Here is a 25,335-nt window from a genome sequence, read left to right as displayed (position 1 = left end):
ATTGCTTTTTGCACCAAAATGAGTAAAATCTTCGGGCTTTTTATATGACACTGGGCCCCGTTCCTCGATGGGGCCCGGTTGTTTTATTAACTAAAGAGGATGTTATGGTAACAATTCGTTTGGCACGTGGCGGCGCTAAAAAACGCCCGTTCTATCAAGTCGTTGTGACCGATAGCCGCAATGCGCGCGACGGTCGTTTCATTGAGCGCGTAGGCTTCTTCAACCCGATCGCTACCGGTAAAGCTGAAGGCCTGCGCCTGGATCTTGACCGTATCGAGCACTGGGTTGGTCAGGGCGCAACCGTTTCTGATCGCGTTTCCGCGCTGATCAAAGACGCGAAAAAAGCAGCGTAATCTGTTGCGGTGGTGGTAATGAGCAAGCAACTCAGCCCGAAAGCCCCGGTCAACCCGATTACATTGGGGAAAATGGGGTCGACGTACGGCATCAAAGGTTGGCTCAGGGTATTTTCATCCACCGAAGACGCCGAAAGCATTTTTGATTATCAACCCTGGTTCATCCGGAATAAAGGGCTGTGGCAACCGATCGAAATCGAGAGCTGGCGGCACCATAATCAGGACCTGGTCATCAAGATCAAAGATATTGACGATCGGGATGCGGCGAATTTACTGACCAATTGCGAAATTGTCGTGGATTCTGCCCAACTGCCTGAGCTGGGTGAGGGTGATTATTACTGGAAAGATCTTATTGGCTGCGACGTCGTCACCGTAGGTGGCTATGAACTGGGAAAAGTCATCGACATGATGGAAACCGGTTCTAATGACGTTCTGGTGGTAAGAGCTAATCTGAAAGATGCTTACGGAGTCAAGGAACGGTTGATTCCGTTTCTGAATGAACAGGTTATCAAGCACGTTGACCTGTCTACGCATCGTATTGAAGTAGACTGGGATCCTGGTTTTTGAACTCTGTAGAGTCTGCAGTCAATGAGTGGAACGGCGCTATGTGGATTGGGGTAATTAGCCTGTTTCCTGAGATGTTCCGCGCCATTACTGATTATGGAGTCACAGGCCGGGCAGTTAAAAATGGCCTGCTGAGCGTACAGTACTGGAGTCCTCGCGACTTCACTTACGATCGGCATCGCACGGTGGACGATCGCCCTTACGGCGGCGGTCCCGGTATGCTGATGATGGTGCAACCCTTGCGGGATGCTATCCATGCAGCAAAAGCAGCGGCAGGCGAAGGGGCTCGGGTGATTTATCTGTCACCGCAGGGTCGCAAACTGGATCAGCAAGGCGTACGTCAACTCGCCGCACATCAGAAGATGATTCTGGTTTGCGGAAGGTACGAGGGCATTGATGAGCGTGTCATCAAAACCGAAATTGACGAAGAATGGTCAATCGGCGATTACGTTCTCAGTGGTGGCGAACTACCAGCAATGACGCTGATTGATTCTGTCGCCCGGTTTATTCCCGGCGTACTGGGTCATGAGGCTTCGGCACAAGAAGACTCTTTTGCCGATGGGTTGCTGGATTGTCCTCACTATACCCGGCCTGAAGTGTTGGAAGGTATGGATGTGCCGGCGGTATTGCTGTCGGGCAACCATGCGGAAATACGCCGCTGGCGTTTGAAGCAGTCGCTGGGCCGAACCTGGCTTAGAAGACCTGAACTTCTGAAAAGCCTAGCTCTGACTGACGAGCAAGCAGCGTTGTTGGCTGAATTCCAACTGGAATATCAGTCCGAACAACATGAGTATTAGGGGGCCGTTGCGGCAGCGCCGGACGAACCCATATATCAGTTTACCTAGGGTAAGAGACATATTATGAGCAATATTATCAAGCAGCTTGAACAAGAGCAGATGAAGCAAGACGTACCTGCGTTCCGTCCGGGTGACTCCGTGGAAGTTAAGGTATGGGTCGTTGAAGGTTCCAAAAAACGTCTGCAGGCATTCGAGGGCGTGGTTATCGCAATTCGTAACCGCGGTCTGCACTCTGCATTCACTGTTCGCAAGATTTCCAACGGCGAAGGCGTAGAGCGCGTATTCCAGACGCACTCTCCGGTAGTGGACAGCATTACCGTTAAGCGCCGTGGTGCTGTGCGTAAAGCCAAACTGTACTACCTGCGTGAGCGTGCTGGTAAGTCTGCTCGTATCAAAGAGCGTCTTAACTAAGCATACGCTTTCGCAACATCCGAAAGCGATAAGGGGTGGCATTTGCCACCCCTTTTTCTTTGGCGCCTTACTTGCGTTATGCGGCGTTTTCCATTTTCCGGGCGATCACGGTAGGGTACATCCGCATGCGATCATCAATAAAATGTATGTCGCTGAATCCTGCTTGCTCCAACTGGCGCTGTGTCTGGGCATAGGTGCGGAATGCGGTCCATCTGGCTTCCAGAATACGTGAGAACAGCAAATGCTGTAAGGGGAGTAAGCGCTGCTCTTCCTCGGTGACCTGCCAGGTCGATTCTGCCGATAGCACCGGGGGCGGCGTCAGAAAACTGGTGATCAGCGTACCCCCGGGTTTTAGTGCCTGATTAAATGCCCGATAGAGGTCCGTCACTTTTTCATCATCGTGTTCATAAACGTTGAGCCCATTACTGGTCAGGACATCCACGGGTTCAGGCAATTGTAATGACCAGGCATCGCACTGCAGCAACGTGATGCGATCGTCGCAATGCTGTTGTTTAGCCAGCGAATTCGCGGCTTCCAGCGCCTGCAGATCCAGGTCTACGCCGATTAACCGCACATCCTGATGATGCGAGTAATCCAGCAACAGCAAATCTCCCATCAGCCCGCAGGGAACAGAGGCAAATACCATTCCGTCGCGTAGGCGTGATTGTAACTGCTGGCGGAAAATACCAAACCGCTCACGGGTGGCAAGCACGGCGGGTAATCGCTCGTAAATCAATTTTTCCAGATCACTGTAGGATGACCGCGTCGCGAAAGCGGAAGGATTAGTGACCAGGTGGTGGGTCCAATAGGCATTCAACCCCCGGTGTACCAGAAGGAATTTCCCGAGGTCGAATGTCGCCAGTTCTTCGGCAATCGCGATTTGCTCTTCCACCGTCGCTCCGGGGAGATCGCCGGCCTGGCGAATTCTTGATCTGACAGCATCGAGAGTAGCGTAATGATCATCAGGTGAACTTGGGTGATGAGACAGTAGTTGTCCTTGTCCGGAATGCGATGACGTACTTTTCATAATGAAGTCCTGTTTGCCAGCTTATTGCGTGGATAGATGAGGTGAATGTCTGACCAGGGCAATGATGGCAATGCAAAACGAATGTGTGCGTTCAATTCCATTTGGCACCAGTGGTTTGTTGCGGATTGTTATGATTTAGTTAGGTTATTATAAGTTTGATTTATCACCAACGGTAGATGATTTATCCGAAAGCCATCTCAGCAGGTAACAAAACAGGCTGGATACTCAGACCGACTGCCGATGGGCGTGCCTGAAATAGCTGGCGAGCGTGAGTATGATGGATGCCTGCCAGCGACACGCTGGCCGGTTCATACAGATCTACCCAGGAGCTTAATAGAGGTCATTTGCAGGGAGAGGGGCAAAGAGTGGGGGGCGAAACAGCAGGCTGGCCTGTTATGACCAGTCTATTTATCCACCGTGTTTTGCCATACTTTTTTCAACTTTTCTGCGTCATTGACGCCATCACAGCCAGCCGGGAAGGATTTTCCCGCTCGCCCCCAGGCTGCGACATTATCGGGGTGGCACCATTCCGTCTGTCCGGCTCGATACCCATTCAGATAGGCATGACGATCTACATCCGGATTGCCAAACCATTCCGACAGTGTCTCGTTATCCCTGACAACCATACCGCTGGTGGCGTCCTTATATCCCGCGTCATACCAGAAATCGGACTCGCCTTTAGTCGGCGATACCGACGGAACGGACTGGCAGCCGGTGAGGAGCAACAACCCTATCAACACTATACCGTTTCTCATGATTGAACCTGTTTTTACAGCATCAGAATGGAGAGATACGGCCTAATATTACGCAATTTCCTGTTTTTCCTTTAATGATTTCAGTGCCCTGTGCTTGATTGGCGTTCTTCACTCAGTTCAGCGACGATACGTTTCCGCTTTCCCGAACACAACAACATACGGTGATAGCTGCGGCTGGGACGTGCTGGCATGATGCTGAATAATACGGTGTATAATTTTGTTTACGGTTGTAGCGTCACCGATGGTCGGCATTTTCGTCAGTCACGTGGTTTACCGCGGTTTAAGCAGGTCGCCAGCATCTATCCTGCGAAGGCCCGTAATCAGCATTCGCCAAATATCACCAGTAACATCATCAGGCTGTGAAATCATTTCAGATCTGCTGATTCTCTGCCTCTGAATACCTGAGAAACGGCGGCAGGTTGATAACGTCCAGCGCTTTCAATGAATTACTGTATTCGATGGTGAGACGCGCCCGATAGGCGTTAGCCAGTTTTGTGATTTCTAACCGGTTTTACGGGAGTAATTTTAACTTTACACCTATGGCTTGAAAAATTTACGACCTGTGTGTTAAGGTGTAAACCTGTTACTGACAATGACGAAATCGCTCCCCTTATACCAAAGGAACACACAGGATCATCATCATGCAAAAAGACACGCTCAATAATATTAATATCAGCGCCGAACAGGTTCTTATTACTCCCGACGAACTGAAAGCCAAATTCCCGCTCAATGAGCCGGAGCAGCAGGCGATTGCTTTGTCGCGTAAAACCATTGCTGACATTATTCATGGCAACGACAAACGTCTGCTGGTGGTGTGTGGTCCCTGTTCCATTCATGATACGGATGCCGCGCTGGATTACGCGCGTCGTCTGCAATCCCTGTCAGCCGAATTGAGCGATCGGCTGTATATCGTCATGCGTGTCTATTTTGAGAAACCCCGTACCACTGTCGGCTGGAAAGGGTTGATCAATGATCCCTACATGGATGGTTCCTTTGATATGGAGGCGGGGCTGCATATCGCCCGCGATTTGCTGCTTAAGCTGGTAAACATGGGGTTGCCGCTGGCGACCGAAGCGCTGGACCCGAATAGCCCGCAGTACCTGGGGGACTTGTTCAGCTGGTCGGCGATTGGCGCCAGAACCACCGAATCCCAGACTCACCGCGAGATGGCTTCCGGGTTATCAATGCCGGTGGGTTTCAAGAACGGCACTGACGGTAGTCTCGGCACCGCCATTAATGCCATGAAAGCCGCATCAATGCCGCATCGTTTTGTCGGTATCAATCAGAGCGGTCAGGTTTGCTTATTGCAGACGCAGGGAAATCCGGATGGACACGTGATCCTGCGTGGCGGCAAAAAGCCGAATTACAGCGCGGAAGACGTGGCTGAGTGTGAAAAACAGATGCGCGATGCAGGACTGAATCCGGCGCTGATGATAGATTGTAGCCACGGTAACTCCAGCAAAGACTACCGTCGGCAGCCGCTGGTGGTGGAGTCGGTGATCGAGCAGATCAAATCCGGTAACCGTTCTATTATCGGGCTGATGCTGGAGAGCCATATCCACGAAGGCAATCAGTCTTCCGAGCAACCGCGCGCCGACATGCGTTACGGGGTATCGGTGACGGATGCCTGCATCAGTTGGGAAAGTACAGAGACATTGTTGCGCTCGGTTCATAAAGAGCTGAGTGCGCGAAGCGCCAATCAGTAAGGAGAAGAACAGATGGTCGCTGAACTGACCGCATTGCGTGATCAGATAGATGAGGTAGATAAAGCATTATTGGCGTTGTTGTCGCGTCGGCTACGTCTGGTGGCGGAAGTCGGCGAGGTAAAGAGCCGTTATGGTTTGCCAATTTATGCGCCTGATCGGGAAGCAGCGATGCTGAGTTCACGACGTAAGGAAGCGGAAACGCTGGGTGTTCCCCCGGATTTGATTGAGGATGTTCTGCGTCGGGTGATGCGGGAGTCCTACGCCAGCGAGAATGACAAAGGGTTTAAAACGTTGTCTCCGTCGCTGCGCCCGATTGTGATCGTGGGAGGGCGTGGTCAGATGGGGCGCCTGTTTGACAGAATGCTGACGCTGTCCGGCTATCAGGTACGTATCCTGGAGCAGGAGGACTGGCCGCAGGCGGAGATGCTGCTGGCGGATGCTGGCATGGTGATCGTCAGTGTGCCAATCCATGTCACCGAACAGGTTATTGCCCGTCTGCCCCAACTGCCGGATGACTGTATTTTGGTGGATTTGGCGTCGGTTAAGAATGGTCCGCTGCAGGCGATGCTGGCGGCGCATCAGGGGCCGGTGCTGGGGCTGCACCCGATGTTCGGCCCGGATATCGGCAGCCTGGCCAAACAGGTTGTCGTGTATTGTGACGGACGCCAGCCGGAGGCCTATCAGTGGTTGCTGGAGCAGATCCAGGTGTGGGGCGCCCGGCTTCATCGCACCAGTGCGGTGGAACACGACCAAAACATGGCGTTCATTCAGGCGTTGCGCCATTTCGCGACATTTGCCTATGGCGTGCATCTGGCGGAAGAAAATGTGCAGCTGGAACAATTGCTGGCGCTTTCTTCGCCGATATACCGGCTTGAACTGGCGATGGTGGGGCGGCTGTTCGCGCAGGATCCGCAACTCTATGCCGACATCATCATGTCTTCCGGCAACAATCTGGCATTGATAAAACGTTACTACCAGCGTTTTGGTGAGGCGATTTCATTGCTGGAAGCGGGAGATAAAGCTGCGTTTGTCAGCAGCTTCAAGAAAGTCGAACACTGGTTCGGTGATTATTCGCGGCGATTCATGGCCGAAAGCCGTACTCTGCTGCGTCAGGCGAACGATATCCGCCAGTAGCGCAAAGGGCCTTGATGGTTTCCTGAAAAACCACCCTCGTTGAGAGGGTGGTTTTTTTATTGACGGGGTAGTCCATAGCTCCTGGCGGATACTGATGCGGAGTGGGTTATGCCGGTTCCACCGGCACCACATTTTCGCTGGGATAGCAGCCCAAAACCTTGAGCGAGCGGGTAATCGCGGCCAGCCCCTGCAGCGCTTTACGGGTATTGTCGTTGCGCAGATTGGCCTGCACATCAATATAAAACATCTCTTCCCACGGATTGCCGTTTATCGGCCGCGATTCCAGTTTTGTCATCACGATGCCGTGTTCGCGCAGCACCAGCAGCGCTTCCACCAGTGCGCCGGATTGCTGTCCGGTAGCCATGATTAAGGTGGTTTTAGCCGGCACTTGTTCGGTGACGTCGATCGGCTTGCGGGCCAGTACGATGAATCGGGTGATGTTTTGCACCTGATTGGCCAGATTCTGCTCCAGCGCCTGTAACTGATAAAGCATTCCACCGGCTTCGCTGCCCAGCGCGGCGGCATGCGGGGAATTGAGCTCGGCGACTTTCGCCATCGCGGCGGCGGTGCTTTCGCAGTACTCGATTTTCCAGTGCGGAAAACGGTTGATGAAATGGCTGCACTGCTGGAAAGGCTGCGGGTGGCTGTAAACGGTCTGGATCTGGTCCAATTGCGTATCCACCGCAACCAGCACGCAATGGTCGATAGGCGTGGTCAGCTCACCGACGATGGATAACCCGGTGTGCTGCAGCAGGTCGTAGACATCGTTGATTGAACCTGAGCTGGTGTTTTCTATCGGCAGCACGGCGTAATCGGCCTGGCCGGTTTCAACCAGGCTGATGATGTCCTGAAAACGCTGGCAGCCGCATTCAATAATCTGGTCAAAATGGCGCGCGGCATACTGACGGGCGGCTAAATGAGAGTAAGAGCCTTTGGGGCCGAGAAAAGCGACGCGGGCGGAATGCGACGCGCCAGAGTTGAGGTGCTGTTGCAGCAGCGCCTGCTGGGTCAGTACCGAATCTTCAATAATCAACTGGAACAGACGGGTAATGTAGTGACCGTCGAGCTGCCGCTTTTTACCTTCTTCTGCCAGCCGGGACAGTAAATCCCGCTCACGCTCTTTATCGCGAATAGGGCGATGAGAGTGCTGTTTGGCTCGCGCTACATCCAGCGCCAGCTCCCTTCGTTGTGCCAACAGTTCGAGCAGTTGCATATCCAGCGCGGTAATGCGCTCGCGCAGCGCCAGTAATGGATTATCGGTCATGGTGTGTACCTGTTTGCTGTCCAATAAAAAAGCCTCCTGATTCAGGAGGCTTTTTTTGTTCGTCTTCGTATTCTTACTCACACGACAAATCGCCCCCCCGGATCGGGGAGAGTAAAGAAGAATACGAAGAAAAACGGTTGTGGCGTCATGTCACCAAATCCTTGTTGGGAATGTTGATTAAGGTAACTGTTGCCTTTTCATCCTGTCAATACAAAATCGCCGGGAGCGATGCGCTCGCGTAGCGTTGTTCCATCAGGGAAGAGGAAACGTGAACCGTAAAAAACGCGCCTTACGGCGCGTTTCAGGCAACGGACAGGATCTGTCATTAAAAATGGAGACGCGGTGGGCGCGTCATCAGGTACTGCTATTCTGCCGGGGCCTGCTGATTGACATCTTTGATGCAGCTGTCCGCACGGCGGGCTTCGCCTTTGTGCTGGACCTTGTTCAGCTGTCGTTCCAGTTTTGTGATGAGTTCATTGACAGCGGTATACATATCTTCGTGTTTGGCGCTGGCCACCAACGGGCCATTGGGCGTACTGATGGTGGCGTCGACCACAAAACCCTGCGGCTCTTTAGACAGGATAATGTGCGGATTGATCAGGTGAGTCTGCCATTTATCCAGTTTGCTGAGACGGTCTTCGACATGCTGACGTATTGCGGGGGTAATATCCATCTGCTTGCTGGTAATGTTGATAGTCATAAAAACTTACCTCTCTGCCTTTTCCGTCTTGGGTGATTTCAGCATACCCCTAGTCGATGCAAAGTGGGTGATTTTGATCACCTTTTCTGGTCACTTTTCCGTCATGTGAATTGATTTGTGAGCGGCTTTGGGGAACCGGTGCGGCGCGCTTGTCGCCTTGCCAGGGCTGTGCCATTATCTATTAGATGTATTGGCGGGATTATCCGGTTACATTCAGGATGGCTGGCCATAGATCGAAAAAACAGGGCGAAAAAAACGGCAACCGAAGTTGCCGTGGTAATAGGGTTTCAGGCGTCTCTTCAGGCAGAAGGGTTGGCGGCGATGATTTTAGCCACCTTGTCGGCCTGCGCAGTCAATCGCAGTTCCCGATAGGCATTTTCCATCAGCGGCAGCGCGGTGCGCGTTGCCTGCGTATCCGGATAGTCCTTCAGCATTTGCTCTACGCGGTTAACCACTGCGACATAAGCGCCGCGTTTCGTGTAATACTGTGCGACAGAAAGCTCATATTTGGCCAAACGTTCTTTCAGGAATGCCAGGCGCTTGCTGCCGTCTGTGGCGTATTGGCTGTTCGGGTAGCCCTGAAGCAACTGGCTGAAAGCTTTAAACGCTGAACGAGCATACTGAGGATCGCGGTCTGAACGGTCGACGCCGAAGAAGCCTTGCAACATGCTGTCATCCTGCGCCATGTTGGTCAGCCCGCGCATATAGAGGACATAGTCCACGTTCGGGTGCGTCGGGTTCAGGCGGATGAAGCGATCAATCGACGCCTGAGCCAACGGCAACTCGGCGGATTTGTAATAGGCGTAAATCAGGTCCAGTTGGACCTGCTGGGAGTAAGGGCCGAATGGATAACGGTTATCCAGCGCTTCCAACTGCGTGATGGCGGCTTTAAAGTTGCCGTCCTGCAGTTTCTCCTGGGCGGTGGCATACAGTTCTGAAGGTGGACGGTCGGGAACCGCATCTTTGGAATTGGAGCAACCAGCCAGCGTCAGGCTCAACGTGGCAGCAGCCACCAGGTATTTCATACGCGTCATGACGATTTGATTATCCTCAGAGTGTTTTTCCGGGAAACTGTCCGTTAAGCTCCCGATTAAGACCAGCTACAATGGTACATTATTTTAAACGGCATCGCCGTTAAAACCCAACGTTAATAAGAAGCAGCATACTATGTCCCAACAAGTACAACTCACCGCGACGGTGGCCGAATCCCAACTTGGACAACGTTTAGATCAGGCTTTGGCCGAATTGTTCCCTGATTATTCACGTTCCCGCATAAAAACGTGGATTCTGGAACAGCGGGTACAGATTAACGGCAAGATGGTGGATAAACCAAAAGAGAAAGTGCTTGGCGGGGAATCTGTCGCTATTGATGCTTTGATCGAGGAAGACGCCCGCTGGGAAGCGCAGCCGATCTCGCTGGATATCGTCTATGAAGACGAAGACATTCTGGTGATCAATAAACCGCGCGATCTGGTGGTACACCCTGGCGCCGGTAATCCTGACGGCACCGTGCTGAACGCGCTGTTGCATCACTATCCGGAGATTGTCGATGTGCCGCGTGCGGGGATTGTCCATCGCCTGGATAAGGACACCACCGGCTTGATGGTGGTGGCCAAGACTGTACCGGCCCAGACCCGGCTGGTGGAATCATTGCAGGCGCGTGAAATCACCCGCGAATATGAAGCGGTGGCGATCGGCACGATGACGGCGGGCGGCACGGTAGAGGAGCCGATTGCCCGCCATTCCACCAAACGCATGCACATGGCGGTACACCCGATGGGGAAACCGGCCGTGACGCACTATCGCATCATGGAACATTTCCGTGCACATACCCGGCTGCGGCTGCGGCTGGAAACGGGCCGGACCCACCAGATTCGCGTCCACATGGCGCACATCAACCATCCGCTGATAGGCGACCCGTTGTATGGCGGTCGTCCGCGTCTGCCCAAAGGGGCTTCCGAGGCATTTATCGAGACGCTGCGCAATTTTGATCGCCAGGCACTGCACGCCACCATGTTGCGCCTTTATCATCCTATCAGCGGTATCGAGATGGAGTGGCATGCTCCCTTGCCGCAGGATATGGTGGATCTGATTGCCGCGTTGAAAGCGGATACCGATGCGTTTAAAGATCAACTTGACTGGTGATGGCATGGCGTCTGACAACATGATGTTAATACCCGACTGGCCTGCTCCGGCGACGGTACGGGCCTGTAGCACCACTCGTCTTGGCGGCGTCAGCGGCGCGCCGTATGACTCGCTCAATCTGGGTAATCATGTGGGAGACGATCCGCTGCATGTGCAGGATAACCGGCAACGTCTGGCCGCCGCGGCCGGATTGCCGGTCATGCCGCACTGGCTGGAACAGGTGCATGGCACAGAGGTGATTAACCTTGATCAGACATCGCCTGCGTCACTGACGGGCGATGCCGCTTATACCACCCGTAAGGATCGGGTATGCGCGGTAATGACCGCCGATTGTCTGCCGGTTCTGTTCTGCTCTGTTGATGGACGCGAAGTGGCGGCGGCGCATGCCGGCTGGCGTGGCTTGCAGGCCGGCGTGTTGGAACAGACGCTGCGTCATTTTCGTGCTCGCCCGGCCGACATTCTGGCATGGATGGGGCCGGCGATCGGTCCGCAGCAATTTGAAGTCGGGGGTGAGGTCCGTGAGGCTTTTATGCAGGGCGACCCCGCCGCCGATTGCGCTTTTATCCCCCGTAATGGTAAATTCCTCGCCGATATTTACCAACTGGCCCGTTTACGTTTACAGGCCGCTGGCGTCAGCCAGGTGTTCGGCGGCGACGACTGTACGGTCAGCGACGCCGGCCGGTTTTTCTCCTATCGACGCGATGGAACAACCGGACGTATGGCAACTTTGATTTGGCTGATATAACCTATTGAATTAAGACGATCCGGAGGATTAACGTTTTTCCTTCTATTATTACTGGCAAAATCATCTTGAATTTTTGAGGGATGACCTCACTTAATCTCCAGTAGCAATTTTGACCAGTATGTATGGGAGGAGTTATGCGTCTGGATCGTCTTACCAATAAGTTCCAGCTTGCCCTCGCTGATGCCCAATCTCTCGCCCTCGGACGAGATCATCAATTCATTGAGCCGCTGCATTTGATGAGTGCCCTTCTGAATCAGGAAGGGGGCACCGTCGGCCCGTTATTGACAGCAGCTGGGGCAAATGTGAGCCGTCTTAAAAGTGAAATTGAGCAGGCAATCAGCCGATTACCACAGGTGGAAGGCACCGGTGGCGATGTTCAACCGTCCAGCGAGCTGGTACGGACGCTCAATATCTGCGACAAGCTGGCGCAGAAAAAGGGCGACACATTCATTTCTTCAGAATTATTCGTGCTGGCGGTGTTTGAATCGCGCAGCGCATTGGGTGATCTGCTAAAAAATGCAGGCGCCACTCAACAGAATGTCACTCAGGCTATCGAGCAGGTTCGCGGCGGGCAGCAGGTCAACGAGCAGAGCGCCGAAGATCAGCGTCAGGCACTGAAAAAATTCACGATTGATCTCACGGAGCGTGCCGAACAGGGCAAGTTGGACCCGGTGATTGGCCGTGATGAGGAAATTCGACGCACTATCCAGGTGCTGCAGCGCAGAACCAAAAACAACCCGGTTTTGATCGGCGAGCCTGGCGTCGGGAAAACCGCCATTGTTGAAGGGTTGGCGCAGCGTATCGTCAATGGCGAAGTCCCTGAGGGGCTGAAGAATAAACGCGTGCTGGCGCTTGATATGGGTGCGCTGGTGGCGGGAGCCAAATATCGCGGTGAGTTCGAGGAACGTCTGAAAGGCGTGCTGAACGACCTGTCCAAACAGGAAGGCAACGTCATCCTCTTTATCGACGAGCTGCACACCATGGTCGGTGCCGGCAAGGCTGACGGCGCGATGGATGCCGGCAACATGCTCAAGCCGGCGCTGGCGCGCGGCGAGTTGCACTGCGTAGGGGCGACGACGCTGGATGAATACCGGCAATACATTGAAAAAGACGCCGCCCTTGAGCGTCGTTTCCAGAAAGTGTTTGTCGCCGAACCGACCGTTGAAGACACCATCGCCATTCTGCGCGGTCTGAAAGAGCGCTATGAGCTGCATCATCACGTGCAAATCACCGATCCGGCGATTGTCGCGGCGGCCATGTTATCGCACCGGTACATTTCCGATCGGAAATTGCCGGATAAAGCGATCGATCTTATTGATGAAGCCGCATCCAGTATCCGTATGCAGATCGATTCCAAACCGGAGCCGCTGGATCGCCTTGATCGCCGAATTATCCAGCTGAAGCTGGAACAACAGGCGCTGAAGAAAGAGTCTGATGAAGCCAGCCTGAAACGTCTGGAGATTCTGAATGCCGAGCTGGAGCAGAAAGAGCGCGAATACTCAAAACTGGAAGAAGAGTGGAAAGCCGAGAAAGCATCGCTGACGGGCACACAAAATATTAAGGCGGCACTGGAGCAGGCAAAAATTTCTCTGGAACAGGCAAGACGCCAGGGGGATTTAGGCCAGATGTCGGAATTGCAGTACGGCAAAATTCCTGAATTGGAAAAGCAACTGGCCGCTGCCACCCAGGTTGAAGGCAAAACTATGCGCTTGCTTCGTAACCGGGTAACGGATGCCGAGATTGCCGAAGTACTTGCCCGCTGGACCGGTATTCCGGTTTCACGGATGCTGGAAAGCGAGCGGGAAAAACTGTTGCGCATGGAGCAGGAGTTGCACCAGCGGGTGATTGGACAGAACGAAGCGGTGGAAGCCGTCGCCAATTCTATTCGCCGCAGCCGTGCCGGATTGTCGGATCCCAACCGTCCCATCGGTTCGTTTCTGTTCCTCGGGCCGACCGGCGTGGGTAAAACCGAATTATGCAAGACGCTGGCGTCGTTCCTGTTCGATAGCGATGACGCCATGGTCCGTATTGATATGTCCGAGTTCATGGAGAAGCATTCGGTTTCCCGTCTGGTGGGCGCTCCTCCGGGATATGTCGGTTATGAAGAAGGTGGGTATCTGACTGAAGCGGTACGCCGCCGGCCTTATTCCGTCATCCTGCTGGATGAAGTGGAAAAAGCGCACCCTGACGTGTTCAACATTCTATTGCAAGTGCTGGATGACGGCCGACTGACTGATGGACAAGGCCGCACGGTGGATTTCCGCAACACGGTGGTGATCATGACCTCCAACCTGGGTTCGGATCTGATCCAGGAACGGTTCGGTGAGATGAATTACAACCAGATGCGTGACATGGTGTTGAGTGTCGTCAGCCATCATTTCCGTCCGGAGTTCATCAACCGTATTGATGAGGTTGTGGTATTTCATCCGCTGGGTAAAAACCATATTACTTCAATTGCGCAGATTCAGTTGCAGCGGCTCTACAAACGGATGGAGGAGCGCGGCTATACCGTCACAATATCCGATGCGGCGCTGGAATTGCTCGGTAACTCAGGTTTTGACCCGGTGTACGGCGCCCGGCCGTTGAAACGCGCCATCCAGCAGATGATTGAGAATCCGCTGGCGCAGCAGATATTGTCAGGGGCTTTAGTTCCCGGTAAACCGGTTACCCTGGATGCAGATGACGAGGCGATTGTTATTCGCCAGTAATCGTTATTCTTATGATGAAGCCCGGCTAATGCCGGGCTTTTGTTTTATTTATCGCCTAATGGAGTGGTAAATCGCCATTAATTGTGGTTTTGGTTCAAAATGTGAGCGGTTGAGTTTTTTTTTGAAAATTAGTCTTGTCAGGCCAGAAGAACTCCCTATAATGCGCCTCCACTGACACGGCAACGGCGATGAGCCGGCGCGGTGTGAGGCGGAGAAAACGGGGAAAAAGTCGTTGACTCTGAATGAGGAAAGCGTAGTATACGCCACCTCGCGACAGCAGGCTGTAAGCCGGTCGCACTGCTCTTTAACAATCAATCAGACAATCTGTGTGGGCACTCGCAGGACGCTTCACTAAAATATTTGTGAAAAGTCTTGAAGAGTGACAACAGTTAATTCATACGAACTAACAGTAAATTCTTTGAGCACGTTTTCTTCGGAAAACACATCAAACTTTAAATTGAAGAGTTTGATCATGGCTCAGATTGAACGCTGGCGGCAGGCCTAACACATGCAAGTCGAGCGGCAGCGGGGGGAAGCTTGCTTCCCTGCCGGCGAGCGGCGGACGGGTGAGTAATGTCTGGGGATCTGCCCGATGGAGGGGGATAACTACTGGAAACGGTAGCTAATACCGCATAACGTCGCAAGACCAAAGTGGGGGACCTTCGGGCCTCACGCCATCGGATGAACCCAGATGGGATTAGCTAGTAGGTGGGGTAACGGCTCACCTAGGCGACGATCCCTAGCTGGTCTGAGAGGATGACCAGCCACACTGGAACTGAGACACGGTCCAGACTCCTACGGGAGGCAGCAGTGGGGAATATTGCACAATGGGGGAAACCCTGATGCAGCCATGCCGCGTGTGTGAAGAAGGCCTTCGGGTTGTAAAGCACTTTCAGCGGGGAGGAAGGCGGCAAGGTTAATAACCTTGTCGATTGACGTTACCCGCAGAAGAAGCACCGGCTAACTCCGTGCCAGCAGCCGCGGTAATACGGAGGGTGCAAGCGTTAATCGGAATGACTGGGCGTAAAGCGCACGCAGGCGGTCTGTTAAGTTGGATGTGAAATCCCCGGGCTTAACCTGGGAACTGCATTCAAAACTGACAGGCTAGAGTCTCGTAGAGGGGGGTAGAATTCCAGGTGTAGCGGTGAAATGCGTAGAGATCTGGAGGAATACCGGTGGCGAAGGCGGCCCCCTGGACGAAGACTGACGCTCAGGTGCGAAAGCGTGGGGAGCAAACAGGATTAGATACCCTGGTAGTCCACGCTGTAAACGATGTCGATTTGGAGGTTGTGCCCTTGAGGCGTGGCTTCCGGAGCTAACGCGTTAAATCGACCGCCTGGGGAGTACGGCCGCAAGGTTAAAACTCAAATGAATTGACGGGGGCCCGCACAAGCGGTGGAGCATGTGGTTTAATTCGATGCAACGCGAAGAACCTTACCTACTCTTGACATCCAGCGAAGACTGCAGAGATGCGGTCGTGCCTTCGGGAACGCTGAGACAGGTGCTGCATGGCTGTCGTCAGCTCGTGTTGTGAAATGTTGGGTTAAGTCCCGCAACGAGCGCAACCCTTATCCTCTGTTGCCAGCACTACGGGTGGGAACTCAGGGGAGACTGCCGGTGATAAACCGGAGGAAGGTGGGGATGACGTCAAGTCATCATGGCCCTTACGAGTAGGGCTACACACGTGCTACAATGGCGTATACAAAGAGAAGCGACCTCGCGAGAGCAAGCGGACCTCATAAAGTACGTCGTAGTCCGGATTGGAGTCTGCAACTCGACTCCATGAAGTCGGAATCGCTAGTAATCGTAGATCAGAATGCTACGGTGAATACGTTCCCGGGCCTTGTACACACCGCCCGTCACACCATGGGAGTGGGTTGCAAAAGAAGTAGGTAGCTTAACCTTCGGGAGGGCGCTTACCACTTTGTGATTCATGACTGGGGTGAAGTCGTAACAAGGTAACCGTAGGGGAACCTGCGGTTGGATCACCTCCTTACCGAGTTGAAGCGCCTGCGTGGTGTCCACACAGATTGTCTGATGATAAGAAAGAGTCAAAAGCGTCTTGCGAAGCTGACAAGTGATGTCCCCTTCGTCTAGAGGCCCAGGACACCGCCCTTTCACGGCGGTAACAGGGGTTCGAATCCCCTAGGGGACGCCAGTATGACTGACAGTGGGTGAAAGGCACGGTCAACGCTAACCTAAAACTGATTAGTGATAGTCAGGTTTATGTTATCTGCTCTTTAACAATCCGGAACAAGCTGAATAATTTGAAACGACGGCATATGAGTGTGAATTCGTATGTTGTTCGAGTCTCTCAACATACCCGCATCCCGAGACATTTTCGGGTTGTGAGGTTAAGCGACTAAGCGTACACGGTGGATGCCTAGGCAGTCAGAGGCGATGAAGGGCGTGCTAATCTGCGAAAAGCGTCGGCAAGGTGATATGAACCGTTATACCCGACGATACCCGAATGGGGAAACCCAGTGTGATTCGTCACACTATCATTAACTGAATCCATAGGTTAATGAGGCGAACCGGGGGAACTGAAACATCTCAGTACCCCGAGGAAAAGAAATCAACCGAGATTCCCCCAGTAGCGGCGAGCGAACGGGGAGGAGCCCAGAACCTGAATCGGCTTGTGTGTCAGTGGAAGCGTCTGGAAAGTCGCACGATACAGGGTGAAAGTCCCGTACACGAAGATGCACAGGCCGTGAGTTCGATGAGTAGGGCGGGACACGTGGTATCCTGTCTGAACATGGGGGGACCATCCTCCAAGGCTAAATACTCCTGACTGACCGATAGTGAACCAGTACCGTGAGGGAAAGGCGAAAAGAACCCCGGCGAGGGGAGTGAAATAGAACCTGAAACCGTGTACGTACAAGCAGTGGGAGCACCTTTTGGGTGTGACTGCGTACCTTTTGTATAATGGGTCAGCGACTTATATTCTGTAGCAAGGTTAACCGCATAGGGGAGCCGCAGGGAAACCGAGTCTTAACTGGGCGTTAAGTTGCAGGGTATAGACCCGAAACCCGGTGATCTAGCCATGGGCAGGTTGAAGGTTGGGTAACACTAACTGGAGGACCGAACCGACTAATGTTGAAAAATTAGCGGATGACTTGTGGCTGGGGGTGAAAGGCCAATCAAACCGGGAGATAGCTGGTTCTCCCCGAAAGCTATTTAGGTAGCGCCTCGTGAATTCATCTCCGGGGGTAGAGCACTGTTTCGGCTAGGGGGCCATCCCGGCTTACCAACCCGATGCAAACTGCGAATACCGGAGAATGTTATCACGGGAGACACACGGCGGGTGCTAACGTCCGTCGTGAAGAGGGAAACAACCCAGACCGCCAGCTAAGGTCCCAAAGTCATGGTTAAGTGGGAAACGATGTGGGAAGGCCCAGACAGCCAGGATGTTGGCTTAGAAGCAGCCATCATTTAAAGAAAGCGTAATAGCTCACTGGTCGAGTCGGCCTGCGCGGAAGATGTAACGGGGCTAAAACCATGCACCGAAGCTGCGGCAGCGACGCTTAGGCGTTGTTGGGTAGGGGAGCGTTCTGTAAGCCGTTGAAGGTGGACTGTGAGGTCTGCTGGAGGTATCAGAAGTGCGAATGCTGACATAAGTAACGATAATGCGGGTGAAAAACCCGCACGCCGGAAGACCAAGGGTTCCTGTCCAACGTTAATCGGGGCAGGGTGAGTCGACCCCTAAGGCGAGGCTGAAAAGCGTAGTCGATGGGAAACAGGTTAATATTCCTGTACTTGGTGTTACTGCGAGGGGGGGACGGAGAAGGCTATGTCATCCGGGCGACGGTTGTCCCGGTTTAAGCGTGCAGGTGGGTGGACCAGGTAAATCCGGTCTGCTGTCAACACTGAGGCGTGATGACGAGGTACTACGGTACTGAAGTGACAGATGCCCTGCTTCCAGGAAAAGCCTCTAAGCATCAGGTAACATTGAATCGTACCCCAAACCGACACAGGTGGTCAGGTAGAGAATACTCAGGCGCTTGAGAGAACTCGGGTGAAGGAACTAGGCAAAATGGTGCCGTAACTTCGGGAGAAGGCACGCTGGGCATGGTGAAGTCCCTTGCGGACGGAGCTGAGCCCAGTCGCAGATACCAGCTGGCTGCAACTGTTTAATAAAAACACAGCACTGTGCAAACACGAAAGTGGACGTATACGGTGTGACGCCTGCCCGGTGCCGGAAGGTTAATTGATGGGGTTATCCGTAAGGAGAAGCTCTTGATCGAAGCCCCGGTAAACGGCGGCCGTAACTATAACGGTCCTAAGGTAGCGAAATTCCTTGTCGGGTAAGTTCCGACCTGCACGAATGGCGTAATGATGGCCAGGCTGTCTCCACCCGAGACTCAGTGAAATTGAACTCGCTGTGAAGATGCAGTGTACCCGCGGCAAGACGGAAAGACCCCGTGAACCTTTACTATAGCTTGACACTGAACCTTGAGCCTTGATGTGTAGGATAGGTGGGAGGCTTTGAAGTGTGGACGCCAGTCTGCATGGAGCCAACCTTGAAATACCACCCTTTAATGTTTGATGTTCTAACGTAGACCCGTAAACCGGGTTGCGGACAGTGTCTGGTGGGTAGTTTGACTGGGGCGGTCTCCTCCCAAAGAGTAACGGAGGAGCACGAAGGTTAGCTAATCCTGGTCGGACATCAGGAGGTTAGTGCAAAGGCATAAGCTAGCTTGACTGCGAGAGTGACGGCTCGAGCAGGTGCGAAAGCAGGTCTTAGTGATCCGGTGGTTCTGAATGGAAGGGCCATCGCTCAACGGATAAAAGGTACTCCGGGGATAACAGGCTGATACCGCCCAAGAGTTCATATCGACGGCGGTGTTTGGCACCTCGATGTCGGCTCATCACATCCTGGGGCTGAAGTAGGTCCCAAGGGTATGGCTGTTCGCCATTTAAAGTGGTACGCGAGCTGGGTTTAGAACGTCGTGAGACAGTTCGGTCCCTATCTGCCGTGGGCGCTGGAAGATTGAGGGGGGTTGCTCCTAGTACGAGAGGACCGGAGTGAACGCACCACTGGTGTTCGGGTTGTGATGCCAATTGCATTGCCCGGTAGCTAAGTGCGGAAGAGATAACCGCTGAAAGCATCTAAGCGGGAAACTTGCCCCGAGATGAGTCTTCCCTGGGCCCTTGAGGCCCCTGAAGGGACGTTCGAGACGAGGACGTTGATAGGCTGGGTGTGTAAGCGTAGCGATACGTTGAGCTAACCAGTACTAATGACCCGAGAGGCTTAACCTTACAACACCGAAGGTGTTTTGGTGAGAGAGACGAGAAAGAATTTGGCTTGTTCGACGGATGGATTCTGATGGTTGTGCGGCGCATGAGTGTGGGCATAACGGTTGGAATGAAAAGAATTTGCCTGGCGGCGAGAGCGCGGTGGTCCCACCTGACCCCATGCCGAACTCAGAAGTGAAACGCCGTAGCGCCGATGGTAGTGTGGGGTCTCCCCATGCGAGAGTAGGGAACTGCCAGGCATCAAATTGTGGTGTAAGAAAACACCGGTTATCGGATTGACTCCTCTGATAACGTACAGAATCGGTGGTGCGGTAGTTCAGTCGGTTAGAATACCGGCCTGTCACGCCGGGGGTCGCGGGTTCGAGTCCCGTCCGCACCGCCAACATATAAAAGCCCTGAGCATAAGCTCGGGGCTTTTTGCTATTGTCCCTGCTCATCATTCTCTGACTGACGCTGGCGATCGTTTTTACCTCGTAATCGATCTTTTCAAAGCTATCATCTACCGCATTACATGCTATTCGATCTTGATACCGAATTTTTCATCTGACGAGTTATACCCATTGAAACTCGAAGATAAAAACCCTATAACGATTAACAGTTCATCGGTTATAAGCAGGAACAATGTGCGTAAGAAAACCTATGCCATGAGGTACGTTGCCGGACAGCCTGTTGAACGTATCTTTCAGCCTGCGGCAATGCATTATTTAAAACAGCAGCCTGCATCTTCGGGTCCTCTGATGCCAACGGAGAATCGCTTGCGGGTGATGGTGTGGAATATTTTTAAACAACAGCGTACGAATTGGCTCTCGGTCCTGAAAGGTTTTGGCGAGAACACCCAGTTGATGCTGTTGCAGGAAGCACAATCAAGTCCTGAACTGATTCGTTTTGCCACTACGCATTATCTTTCTGCCGAACAGGTACCCGCTTTTGTTCTTCCCTCTCATCCTTCGGGTGTGATGACGTTATCATCTGCACAACCTATGTATTGTTTTCCGTTACGCGAGAGAGAGCCGTTGATTCGTCTGGCTAAATCAGCGCTGATCACTGTGTATTCACTGAGCGATGGGCGTTTATTGATGGTCATAAATATTCATGCTGTCAATTTTAGCCTGGGTGTTGAGGCTTATACAAAACAGCTGGAAACTATTGGCGAACAGTTGAAGCGCCATAACGGACCAGTGGTGATGGCGGGGGACTTTAATGCCTGGAGCCAGCCCAGAGTGAGCGCGCTTTATCGGTTTGCCCATCGAATGGGACTTGGAGAGGTGGTGTTTTCTGACGATCAGCGGCGCCGCGCATTTGGCCGTCCGTTGGATTTCGTCTTTTATCGCGAGCTGGGGGTGGCAAATTCGTCGGTGCTGGTTACCGACGCATCCGATCATAACCCTTTGCTGGTGGAATTCGATGTTTCCTGAGCTCCTGCTGCACCAATAAAAAAACCGCCGTAAATGGCGGTTTTTTACTTACTAGTATCAGGAGTCCGGTGATTGTCTATTGGTGACATAAAGTGTCAGCCTGTCGCCTGGCTGGAGGTTGGCATCTTTGATGACCGTATTCCAGCGCATGACATCAGCAATGTTAACGCCATGGCGTTTGGCAATGCTTGCCAGCGAATCACCTTTGCGAACCTGATAAACAATCGAGTTCGACTTGTTGTTGCTTGCTACGACACCGGCCGTCACGGGCACCGTTGCTTTGGCAACCTGCAATGTTTGACCCACCTTCAGAGCGCTGCCCTTGAGGCGGTTCCAGCTTTGCAGATCCTGCGTGCGGACATTCATTCGTTTGGCGATGCTTGATAACGTATCACCTGCGCGAACTTTGTATCCTACAGAGCGAGTCGCGACCGCCGGTTGCGCGGCTTTAGCCGGTTGGACAGCGGCAATGTCACCGTCTGCCAGCGAGTCTTTCAACTGTCCCACATGAGACTTGGGTACCATAATGTAATGCGGCCCATTTGGCGCAGTAACATCACGTGTGTAACCCGTGTTGTAGCTCTTCAGCTTGGTGACAGATAATCCCGCCAGTTCAGCTGCTTGCGTCAACTCCATCTGCTGACCCAGATCTACTCGCGCCAGAGCGCGGTTTTCATTGGGCTTAGGCAGCTCAACTCCATATTTTTTGCTGTGCTTGAGAATATCGCTCAGCGCCAACATCTTGGGCACATAGGTTGACGTTTCATACGGCAACGCCAGCGCCCAATAATTAGTTGGACGGCCTTTCGCTTTATTCGCTTTCACCGCTTGCATGATTCGCCCTTCACCCGCGTTGTAGGCAGCCACGGTTAGTAACCAATCGCCGTCAAACATGCGGTTCAGGCGCTGCATCATATCCAATGCAGCGGTCGTGGATGCAACAACATCACGACGTCCGTCATACCATTGGGTATGTTTCAACCCATAATTGCGCCCGGTGCCAGGAACAATCTGCCAAAGCCCTACGGCGTTGGATGATGACCTGGCGTTTGGGTCAAAAGCGCTCTCCACTATGGGTAGCAGTACCAGTTCCATCGGCATCTTACGTTCTTTAATCTGCCCGACTATCCAGTACATGTACGGCTCTGCCCGTAATGTTACATCGTGGAGATAGCTCTTATTTTTTAAGTAACGCTGTTTTTGCTCGCGGATCCGGGTGTTTTCCGGAACCTCCATCTTCAGCTCGTCGCCAATGAAGTTCCACAGATCTCGTTGCGCGATGCTGTCATCATCCAGCCACCGCGCACCGGTCTCTCGACCATCTGTGTACTTTCCTGCTTCACTTTGACCTGCCGAAGACAGACTCTGTGCATGCTGTCTGGGTTGGGAGGTGTCATTAGGCGGCACCTGGCAACCGGTCAGCACGACTGAGGCGATAAATATCGCTTTAGTCTTCATATCTGTGTCAATAGTTGCTTAAAAGACAAACAATGATACTTTGATTGGCAATTCAGTACAACAAAAACCGTCAGAATCGGTCTTTCATGGCGCGTAAGTGCGCAAAAATCTGCCAATCACCCTTGTGGTCCGTATTAATGGACAATTTTCTTTGCAAATCAATGTCATGGTAACGTAAAAAAATATTTATTCTTCGTTCCCGCCCCAGTGTGGAAGGGAGGGATGATTCTCCTTTTTCACGTAATTGCCTGATTTTAAGTAGGTAATCATTGATATCCGCATCTTCTGGCCAAACGTGGTGCGCGAACTCCAGATTGGATAATGTGTACTCGTGTGCACAACATACTTGGGTTTCATCGGGTAAATCAGCCAACTTGATCAATGATTCGAACATTTGTTGTGCTGTACCTTCAAAAATGCGACCGCACCCAGCAGAAAATAATGTATCGCCACAGAACAGATATGGGCGGCTATGATACGCGATATGTCCTGCGGTGTGCCCGGGCACGGAAAAAATAGAAAATTCCGAGCCGGCCGCAGTAATTACGTCGCCTTCCTGTACTGTATGTGTCGCGCCACACGGTTTGGTTTCCTGTGGGCCGTAAATTTGTATGCCGGGGTAGTGTTCCGCCAGTTGGCGAACGCCGCCAGTATGATCATTATGGTGATGGGTCAACAGAATGGCGACAGGGAACAGCTTGTGATCTTCCAACGCCTGTAGCACGGGTGCGGCTTCGCCCGGATCCACAATCACGCATTGCTTTTCATCGTTGGCCAGTAGCCAGATGTAGTTGTCTTTGAAGGCCGGTACACTGATAAGATTCATGCTGCATCCTCATTTTTTGCGATTAGCCTGCGGAAGATACTAAAACATGAAGCCAGCACAAACATCCCAGAAGATCGTAGCGCCTGATAGTTGGGAGGCGATTCCCTGGGGAGAGTACTATCTTCATACGCTGAATTCGGCGCTGTCCCCGTGGTGGAGTCGGATATTTGGATTCCACCTGCTGAAAATCGGCCGGTTGAGTACGGCGATTGACAGCCAGACGTGTACGATTCCGCATCAGGTCAACGTCAGCCGGGAGCCGCAAGCGGCGCATGTCATGGCGGATCCTTACCAGCTTCCGTTTGTCGAGAAGTCGGTGGATGCCTGTCTGCTGGCTCATGTGCTGGCTTATTCTGCCGATCCTCACCGGATTGTACGCGAGGTGGACCGGATCTTGATTAACGATGGCTGGATCATCATCAGCGGGTTCAACCCGGTCAGCCTGGTTGGTCTGGGGCGACTGGTGCCCGGTATGCGTCGGCGTCAGCCGTATTGCAGCCGGATGTTCAGCCAGATGCGTGTGATGGACTGGCTAAGCCTGCTGAATTACGAGATTGTGCATCATAACAGTTTGCAGGTGCTGCCCTGGCGTCAGCCCGGCCAGGGCAAGTGGAACAATACGCTGCCGCTGCTGGGATGTCTGAACCTGATTGTCGCGCGCAAACGCACGATTCCGCTGACCATGACGCCGTCCAAAACCCTGCTGAGGAAATCACCGCTGAATCGCCCGGTCGGGGCGACGAAAAGCTATCGTTATCGGCATGATTGAACGTCAGTCAGGGGGGCTCGTTACGGTAAGGCTACTCCGGCTGATAGCCGGTGTCATCAAGCGTGGGTGCGCTGGCAGCCTGGCGGGCCAGTTCATCACAGCGTTCGTTTTCCGGATGGCCGGCATGGCCTTTCACCCATTGCCAGTGCAGGGTATGGCGCTGAATAGCCTGATCCAGCCGCTGCCACAGGTCGACGTTTTTCACTGGTTTTTTATCCGCGGTTTTCCAGCCGCGCTTTTTCCAGTTATGGATCCAACTGGTAATGCCCTGGCGGACATACTGGCTGTCGGTAGTGATGGTTACCTCGCAAGGTGTGGTCAGGGTTTCCAGCGCGACGATTGCCGCCATCAATTCCATCCGGTTATTGGTGGTGAGCCGGTAGCCTGCGCTGAGGGGTTTTTCGTGTTGCTTGTAACGCAGCAGTGCCCCGTATCCACCTGGACCGGGATTGCCGAGACAGGATCCGTCGGTGAAAATCTCTACCTGTTTTAGCATCTCTGGTAGACTCTTATTCATGGTCAAAAGTACAAGTCTGACATAAACGAAACCGATGAGCACTGTAATTACACGACAAATCGTTCTTGATACTGAAACCACCGGTATGAATAAACTGGGGGTTCATTATGAAGGGCACAAGATTATTGAGATCGGTGCGGTCGAGGTGGTGAACCGTCGTCTGACCGGGCGCCACTTCCATGTCTACCTCAAACCGGACCGGTTGGTGGATCCGGAGGCCTATAACATTCATGGCATCAGTGATGAATTCCTGGCGGATAAGCCGACTTACGGCGATGTCGTCGATGATTTTCTCGATTTCATCCGCGGCGCCGAGCTGGTGATCCATAACGCGGCGTTCGATATCGGCTTTATGGACTATGAGTTTCGCTTACTGAAGCGCGATATCCCGAAAACCGAGACGTTCTGCACCATTACCGACAGCCTGCTGATGGCGCGCCGGTTATTTCCCGGCAAACGTAATAACCTGGATGCGTTGTGCGATCGTTACCAGATAGATAACAGCAAGCGTACGCTGCACGGCGCGTTACTCGATGCCGAAATTCTGGCCGAAGTTTATCTGGCGATGACCGGCGGTCAAACGTCGCTGGCCTTTTCGATGGAGGGCGATACCCAGCAGCAGGCGGCGCAAGCGGAAACCATCCAGCGCATTTCACGCCCGGCATCGGCTCTGGCGGTGTTGTATGCCAGCGACGAAGAACTGGTGGCGCATGAGCAACGTCTGGATTTGATTGTGAAAAAAGGCGGCAGTTGCCTGTGGCGTAACTGAGTTTATGGTCTTTGAT

At 53.0% G+C, this 25,335-nt stretch carries 20 protein-coding genes, 2 tRNA genes, 3 rRNA genes and 1 other annotated feature; of the genes, 17 read left to right on the top strand and 8 right to left on the bottom strand.

The genetic code is table 11. The features are described from left to right. Nucleotides 1–104 precede the first annotated feature (104 nt). The 4 genes from rpsP (at nt 105) to rplS (ending at nt 2,125) form a co-directional block, all read left to right on the top strand. A complete protein-coding gene (gene rpsP, locus CVE23_RS17020) occupies nt 105–353 on the top strand; it encodes a 30S ribosomal protein S16 (protein WP_012768742.1) in 249 nt (82 codons plus the stop codon). 18 nt (nt 354–371) lie between these two features. Continuing rightward, complete coding sequence (rimM, locus tag CVE23_RS17015) at nt 372–920, top strand: ribosome maturation factor RimM (protein ID WP_100850005.1); 549 nt, start codon at nt 372–374, stop codon at nt 918–920. 38 nt (nt 921–958) lie between these two features. Beyond that, the gene (trmD, locus tag CVE23_RS17010; RefSeq protein WP_100850004.1) at nt 959–1,714 is read left to right on the top strand and encodes a tRNA (guanosine(37)-N1)-methyltransferase TrmD; all 756 of its coding nucleotides are present in this window, start codon (nt 959–961) and stop codon (nt 1,712–1,714) included. Nucleotides 1,715–1,777: 63 nt separating this feature from the next. Further along, entirely contained in the window at nt 1,778–2,125 is a 348-nt protein-coding gene (rplS, locus tag CVE23_RS17005; protein WP_022634545.1) for a 50S ribosomal protein L19, read from the top strand. Nucleotides 2,126–2,201: 76 nt separating this feature from the next. On the opposite strand, the gene CVE23_RS17000 is transcribed toward rplS, so the two are convergent. Further along, on the bottom strand, nt 2,202–3,152 hold the full coding sequence (locus CVE23_RS17000; RefSeq protein WP_038919946.1) for an SAM-dependent methyltransferase: 951 nt from the start codon (nt 3,150–3,152) through the stop codon (nt 2,202–2,204). A gap of 404 nt (nt 3,153–3,556) precedes the next feature. After that, a complete protein-coding gene (locus tag CVE23_RS16995) occupies nt 3,557–3,907 on the bottom strand; it encodes a DUF2799 domain-containing protein (RefSeq protein WP_049853576.1) in 351 nt (116 codons plus the stop codon). Nucleotides 3,908–4,548: 641 nt separating this feature from the next. Between CVE23_RS16995 and CVE23_RS16990 the strand changes: the two genes are divergently transcribed. Then, entirely contained in the window at nt 4,549–5,613 is a 1,065-nt protein-coding gene (locus CVE23_RS16990; RefSeq protein ID WP_038919944.1) for a 3-deoxy-7-phosphoheptulonate synthase, read from the top strand. A gap of 12 nt (nt 5,614–5,625) precedes the next feature. Beyond that, nucleotides 5,626–6,747 carry a bifunctional chorismate mutase/prephenate dehydrogenase gene (gene tyrA / locus CVE23_RS16985; protein WP_049853575.1) on the top strand — a complete coding sequence of 374 codons (1,122 nt, stop codon included), beginning with the start codon at nt 5,626–5,628 and terminating at the stop codon, nt 6,745–6,747. 106 nt (nt 6,748–6,853) lie between these two features. Here the strand turns inward: tyrA and pheA are convergent, their stop codons facing one another. The 3 genes from pheA to bamD form a co-directional block, all read right to left on the bottom strand. After that, a complete protein-coding gene (gene pheA / locus CVE23_RS16980; protein ID WP_038921088.1) occupies nt 6,854–8,011 on the bottom strand; it encodes a bifunctional chorismate mutase/prephenate dehydratase in 1,158 nt (385 codons plus the stop codon). A gap of 22 nt (nt 8,012–8,033) precedes the next feature. After that, nucleotides 8,034–8,161: a sequence feature (Phe leader region), on the bottom strand. Nucleotides 8,162–8,375: 214 nt separating this feature from the next. Next, nucleotides 8,376–8,711: a ribosome-associated translation inhibitor RaiA gene (raiA, locus tag CVE23_RS16975; protein WP_038919942.1), complete on the bottom strand. Its 336-nt coding sequence runs from the start codon at nt 8,709–8,711 to the stop codon at nt 8,376–8,378. A 299-nt stretch (nt 8,712–9,010) separates the two neighbouring features. Further along, a complete protein-coding gene (gene bamD, locus CVE23_RS16970; RefSeq protein WP_038919941.1) occupies nt 9,011–9,745 on the bottom strand; it encodes an outer membrane protein assembly factor BamD in 735 nt (244 codons plus the stop codon). A gap of 133 nt (nt 9,746–9,878) precedes the next feature. On the opposite strand from bamD, the gene rluD reads away from it, so the two are divergent. The 9 genes from rluD to CVE23_RS16925 all read left to right on the top strand — a co-directional run bounded on the left by rluD (nt 9,879) and on the right by CVE23_RS16925 (nt 20,980). After that, on the top strand, nt 9,879–10,856 hold the full coding sequence (gene rluD, locus CVE23_RS16965; RefSeq protein WP_100850003.1) for a 23S rRNA pseudouridine(1911/1915/1917) synthase RluD: 978 nt from the start codon (nt 9,879–9,881) through the stop codon (nt 10,854–10,856). 19 nt (nt 10,857–10,875) lie between these two features. Next, on the top strand, nt 10,876–11,601 hold the full coding sequence (yfiH, locus tag CVE23_RS16960) for a purine nucleoside phosphorylase YfiH (RefSeq protein ID WP_167389554.1): 726 nt from the start codon (nt 10,876–10,878) through the stop codon (nt 11,599–11,601). A 134-nt stretch (nt 11,602–11,735) separates the two neighbouring features. Then, a complete protein-coding gene (gene clpB, locus CVE23_RS16955; protein ID WP_038919939.1) occupies nt 11,736–14,309 on the top strand; it encodes an ATP-dependent chaperone ClpB in 2,574 nt (857 codons plus the stop codon). A 454-nt stretch (nt 14,310–14,763) separates the two neighbouring features. Then, nucleotides 14,764–16,305, top strand: a 16S ribosomal RNA gene (locus CVE23_RS16950). A gap of 86 nt (nt 16,306–16,391) precedes the next feature. Continuing rightward, a tRNA-Glu gene (locus tag CVE23_RS16945) sits at nt 16,392–16,467 on the top strand. A gap of 194 nt (nt 16,468–16,661) precedes the next feature. Next, nucleotides 16,662–19,568, top strand: a 23S ribosomal RNA gene (locus tag CVE23_RS16940). Between the two features lie 120 nt (nt 19,569–19,688). Next, a 5S ribosomal RNA gene (gene rrf / locus CVE23_RS16935) occupies nt 19,689–19,804 on the top strand. The 16S, 23S and 5S rRNA genes sit together here with 2 tRNA genes alongside, the layout of an rRNA operon. A gap of 66 nt (nt 19,805–19,870) precedes the next feature. Further along, a tRNA-Asp gene (locus tag CVE23_RS16930) sits at nt 19,871–19,947 on the top strand. 241 nt (nt 19,948–20,188) lie between these two features. Then, a complete protein-coding gene (locus tag CVE23_RS16925) occupies nt 20,189–20,980 on the top strand; it encodes an endonuclease/exonuclease/phosphatase family protein (protein WP_145958430.1) in 792 nt (263 codons plus the stop codon). Between the two features lie 57 nt (nt 20,981–21,037). On the opposite strand, the gene mltD is transcribed toward CVE23_RS16925, so the two are convergent. Together mltD and gloB are read right to left on the bottom strand one after the other, a co-directional pair. Further along, nucleotides 21,038–22,438, bottom strand: a complete 1,401-nt coding sequence (gene mltD / locus CVE23_RS16920) for a murein transglycosylase D (RefSeq protein ID WP_038919937.1) — start codon at nt 22,436–22,438, stop codon at nt 21,038–21,040. 70 nt (nt 22,439–22,508) lie between these two features. Further along, complete coding sequence (gene gloB, locus CVE23_RS16915) at nt 22,509–23,264, bottom strand: hydroxyacylglutathione hydrolase (RefSeq protein WP_100850000.1); 756 nt, start codon at nt 23,262–23,264, stop codon at nt 22,509–22,511. A gap of 46 nt (nt 23,265–23,310) precedes the next feature. On the opposite strand from gloB, the gene CVE23_RS16910 reads away from it, so the two are divergent. After that, complete coding sequence (locus CVE23_RS16910) at nt 23,311–24,033, top strand: class I SAM-dependent methyltransferase (protein WP_049853593.1); 723 nt, start codon at nt 23,311–23,313, stop codon at nt 24,031–24,033. Nucleotides 24,034–24,064: 31 nt separating this feature from the next. On the opposite strand, the gene rnhA is transcribed toward CVE23_RS16910, so the two are convergent. After that, entirely contained in the window at nt 24,065–24,631 is a 567-nt protein-coding gene (gene rnhA / locus CVE23_RS16905) for a ribonuclease HI (RefSeq protein ID WP_161131269.1), read from the bottom strand. On the opposite strand from rnhA, the gene dnaQ reads away from it, so the two are divergent. Next, nucleotides 24,585–25,319 (top strand): DNA polymerase III subunit epsilon, encoded by a 735-nt coding sequence (dnaQ, locus tag CVE23_RS16900; protein ID WP_038919932.1) that lies wholly within the window; start codon nt 24,585–24,587, stop codon nt 25,317–25,319. The two genes, rnhA and dnaQ, sit on opposite strands and share 47 nt — an antisense overlap. The last annotated feature ends 16 nt before the right edge of the window (nt 25,320–25,335 follow it).

It is taken from the genome of Dickeya fangzhongdai, from assembly GCF_002812485.1.
GTDB lineage: Bacteria > Pseudomonadota > Gammaproteobacteria > Enterobacterales > Enterobacteriaceae > Dickeya > Dickeya fangzhongdai.
The sequence above is the reverse complement of the archived record's forward strand: the minus strand, read 5'-3'. Positions and strand labels throughout refer to the sequence as shown.

What these genes read in the sequence shown, in the direction of transcription:
- rpsP (WP_012768742.1), top strand. Translation starts at nt 105, where the DNA reads ATGGTAACAATTCGTTTGGCACGTGGCGGCGCTAAAAAACGCCCGTTC.
- rimM (WP_100850005.1), top strand. Translation starts at nt 372, where the DNA reads ATGAGCAAGCAACTCAGCCCGAAAGCCCCGGTCAACCCGATTACATTG.
- trmD (WP_100850004.1), top strand. Translation starts at nt 959, where the DNA reads ATGTGGATTGGGGTAATTAGCCTGTTTCCTGAGATGTTCCGCGCCATT.
- rplS (WP_022634545.1), top strand. Translation starts at nt 1,778, where the DNA reads ATGAGCAATATTATCAAGCAGCTTGAACAAGAGCAGATGAAGCAAGAC.
- CVE23_RS17000 (WP_038919946.1), bottom strand. Translation starts at nt 3,152, where the DNA reads ATGAAAAGTACGTCATCGCATTCCGGACAAGGACAACTACTGTCTCAT.
- CVE23_RS16995 (WP_049853576.1), bottom strand. Translation starts at nt 3,907, where the DNA reads ATGAGAAACGGTATAGTGTTGATAGGGTTGTTGCTCCTCACCGGCTGC.
- CVE23_RS16990 (WP_038919944.1), top strand. Translation starts at nt 4,549, where the DNA reads ATGCAAAAAGACACGCTCAATAATATTAATATCAGCGCCGAACAGGTT.
- tyrA (WP_049853575.1), top strand. Translation starts at nt 5,626, where the DNA reads ATGGTCGCTGAACTGACCGCATTGCGTGATCAGATAGATGAGGTAGAT.
- pheA (WP_038921088.1), bottom strand. Translation starts at nt 8,011, where the DNA reads ATGACCGATAATCCATTACTGGCGCTGCGCGAGCGCATTACCGCGCTG.
- raiA (WP_038919942.1), bottom strand. Translation starts at nt 8,711, where the DNA reads ATGACTATCAACATTACCAGCAAGCAGATGGATATTACCCCCGCAATA.
- bamD (WP_038919941.1), bottom strand. Translation starts at nt 9,745, where the DNA reads ATGACGCGTATGAAATACCTGGTGGCTGCTGCCACGTTGAGCCTGACG.
- rluD (WP_100850003.1), top strand. Translation starts at nt 9,879, where the DNA reads ATGTCCCAACAAGTACAACTCACCGCGACGGTGGCCGAATCCCAACTT.
- yfiH (WP_167389554.1), top strand. Translation starts at nt 10,876, where the DNA reads ATGATGTTAATACCCGACTGGCCTGCTCCGGCGACGGTACGGGCCTGT.
- clpB (WP_038919939.1), top strand. Translation starts at nt 11,736, where the DNA reads ATGCGTCTGGATCGTCTTACCAATAAGTTCCAGCTTGCCCTCGCTGAT.
- mltD (WP_038919937.1), bottom strand. Translation starts at nt 22,438, where the DNA reads ATGAAGACTAAAGCGATATTTATCGCCTCAGTCGTGCTGACCGGTTGC.
- gloB (WP_100850000.1), bottom strand. Translation starts at nt 23,264, where the DNA reads ATGAATCTTATCAGTGTACCGGCCTTCAAAGACAACTACATCTGGCTA.
- CVE23_RS16910 (WP_049853593.1), top strand. Translation starts at nt 23,311, where the DNA reads ATGAAGCCAGCACAAACATCCCAGAAGATCGTAGCGCCTGATAGTTGG.
- dnaQ (WP_038919932.1), top strand. Translation starts at nt 24,585, where the DNA reads ATGAGCACTGTAATTACACGACAAATCGTTCTTGATACTGAAACCACC.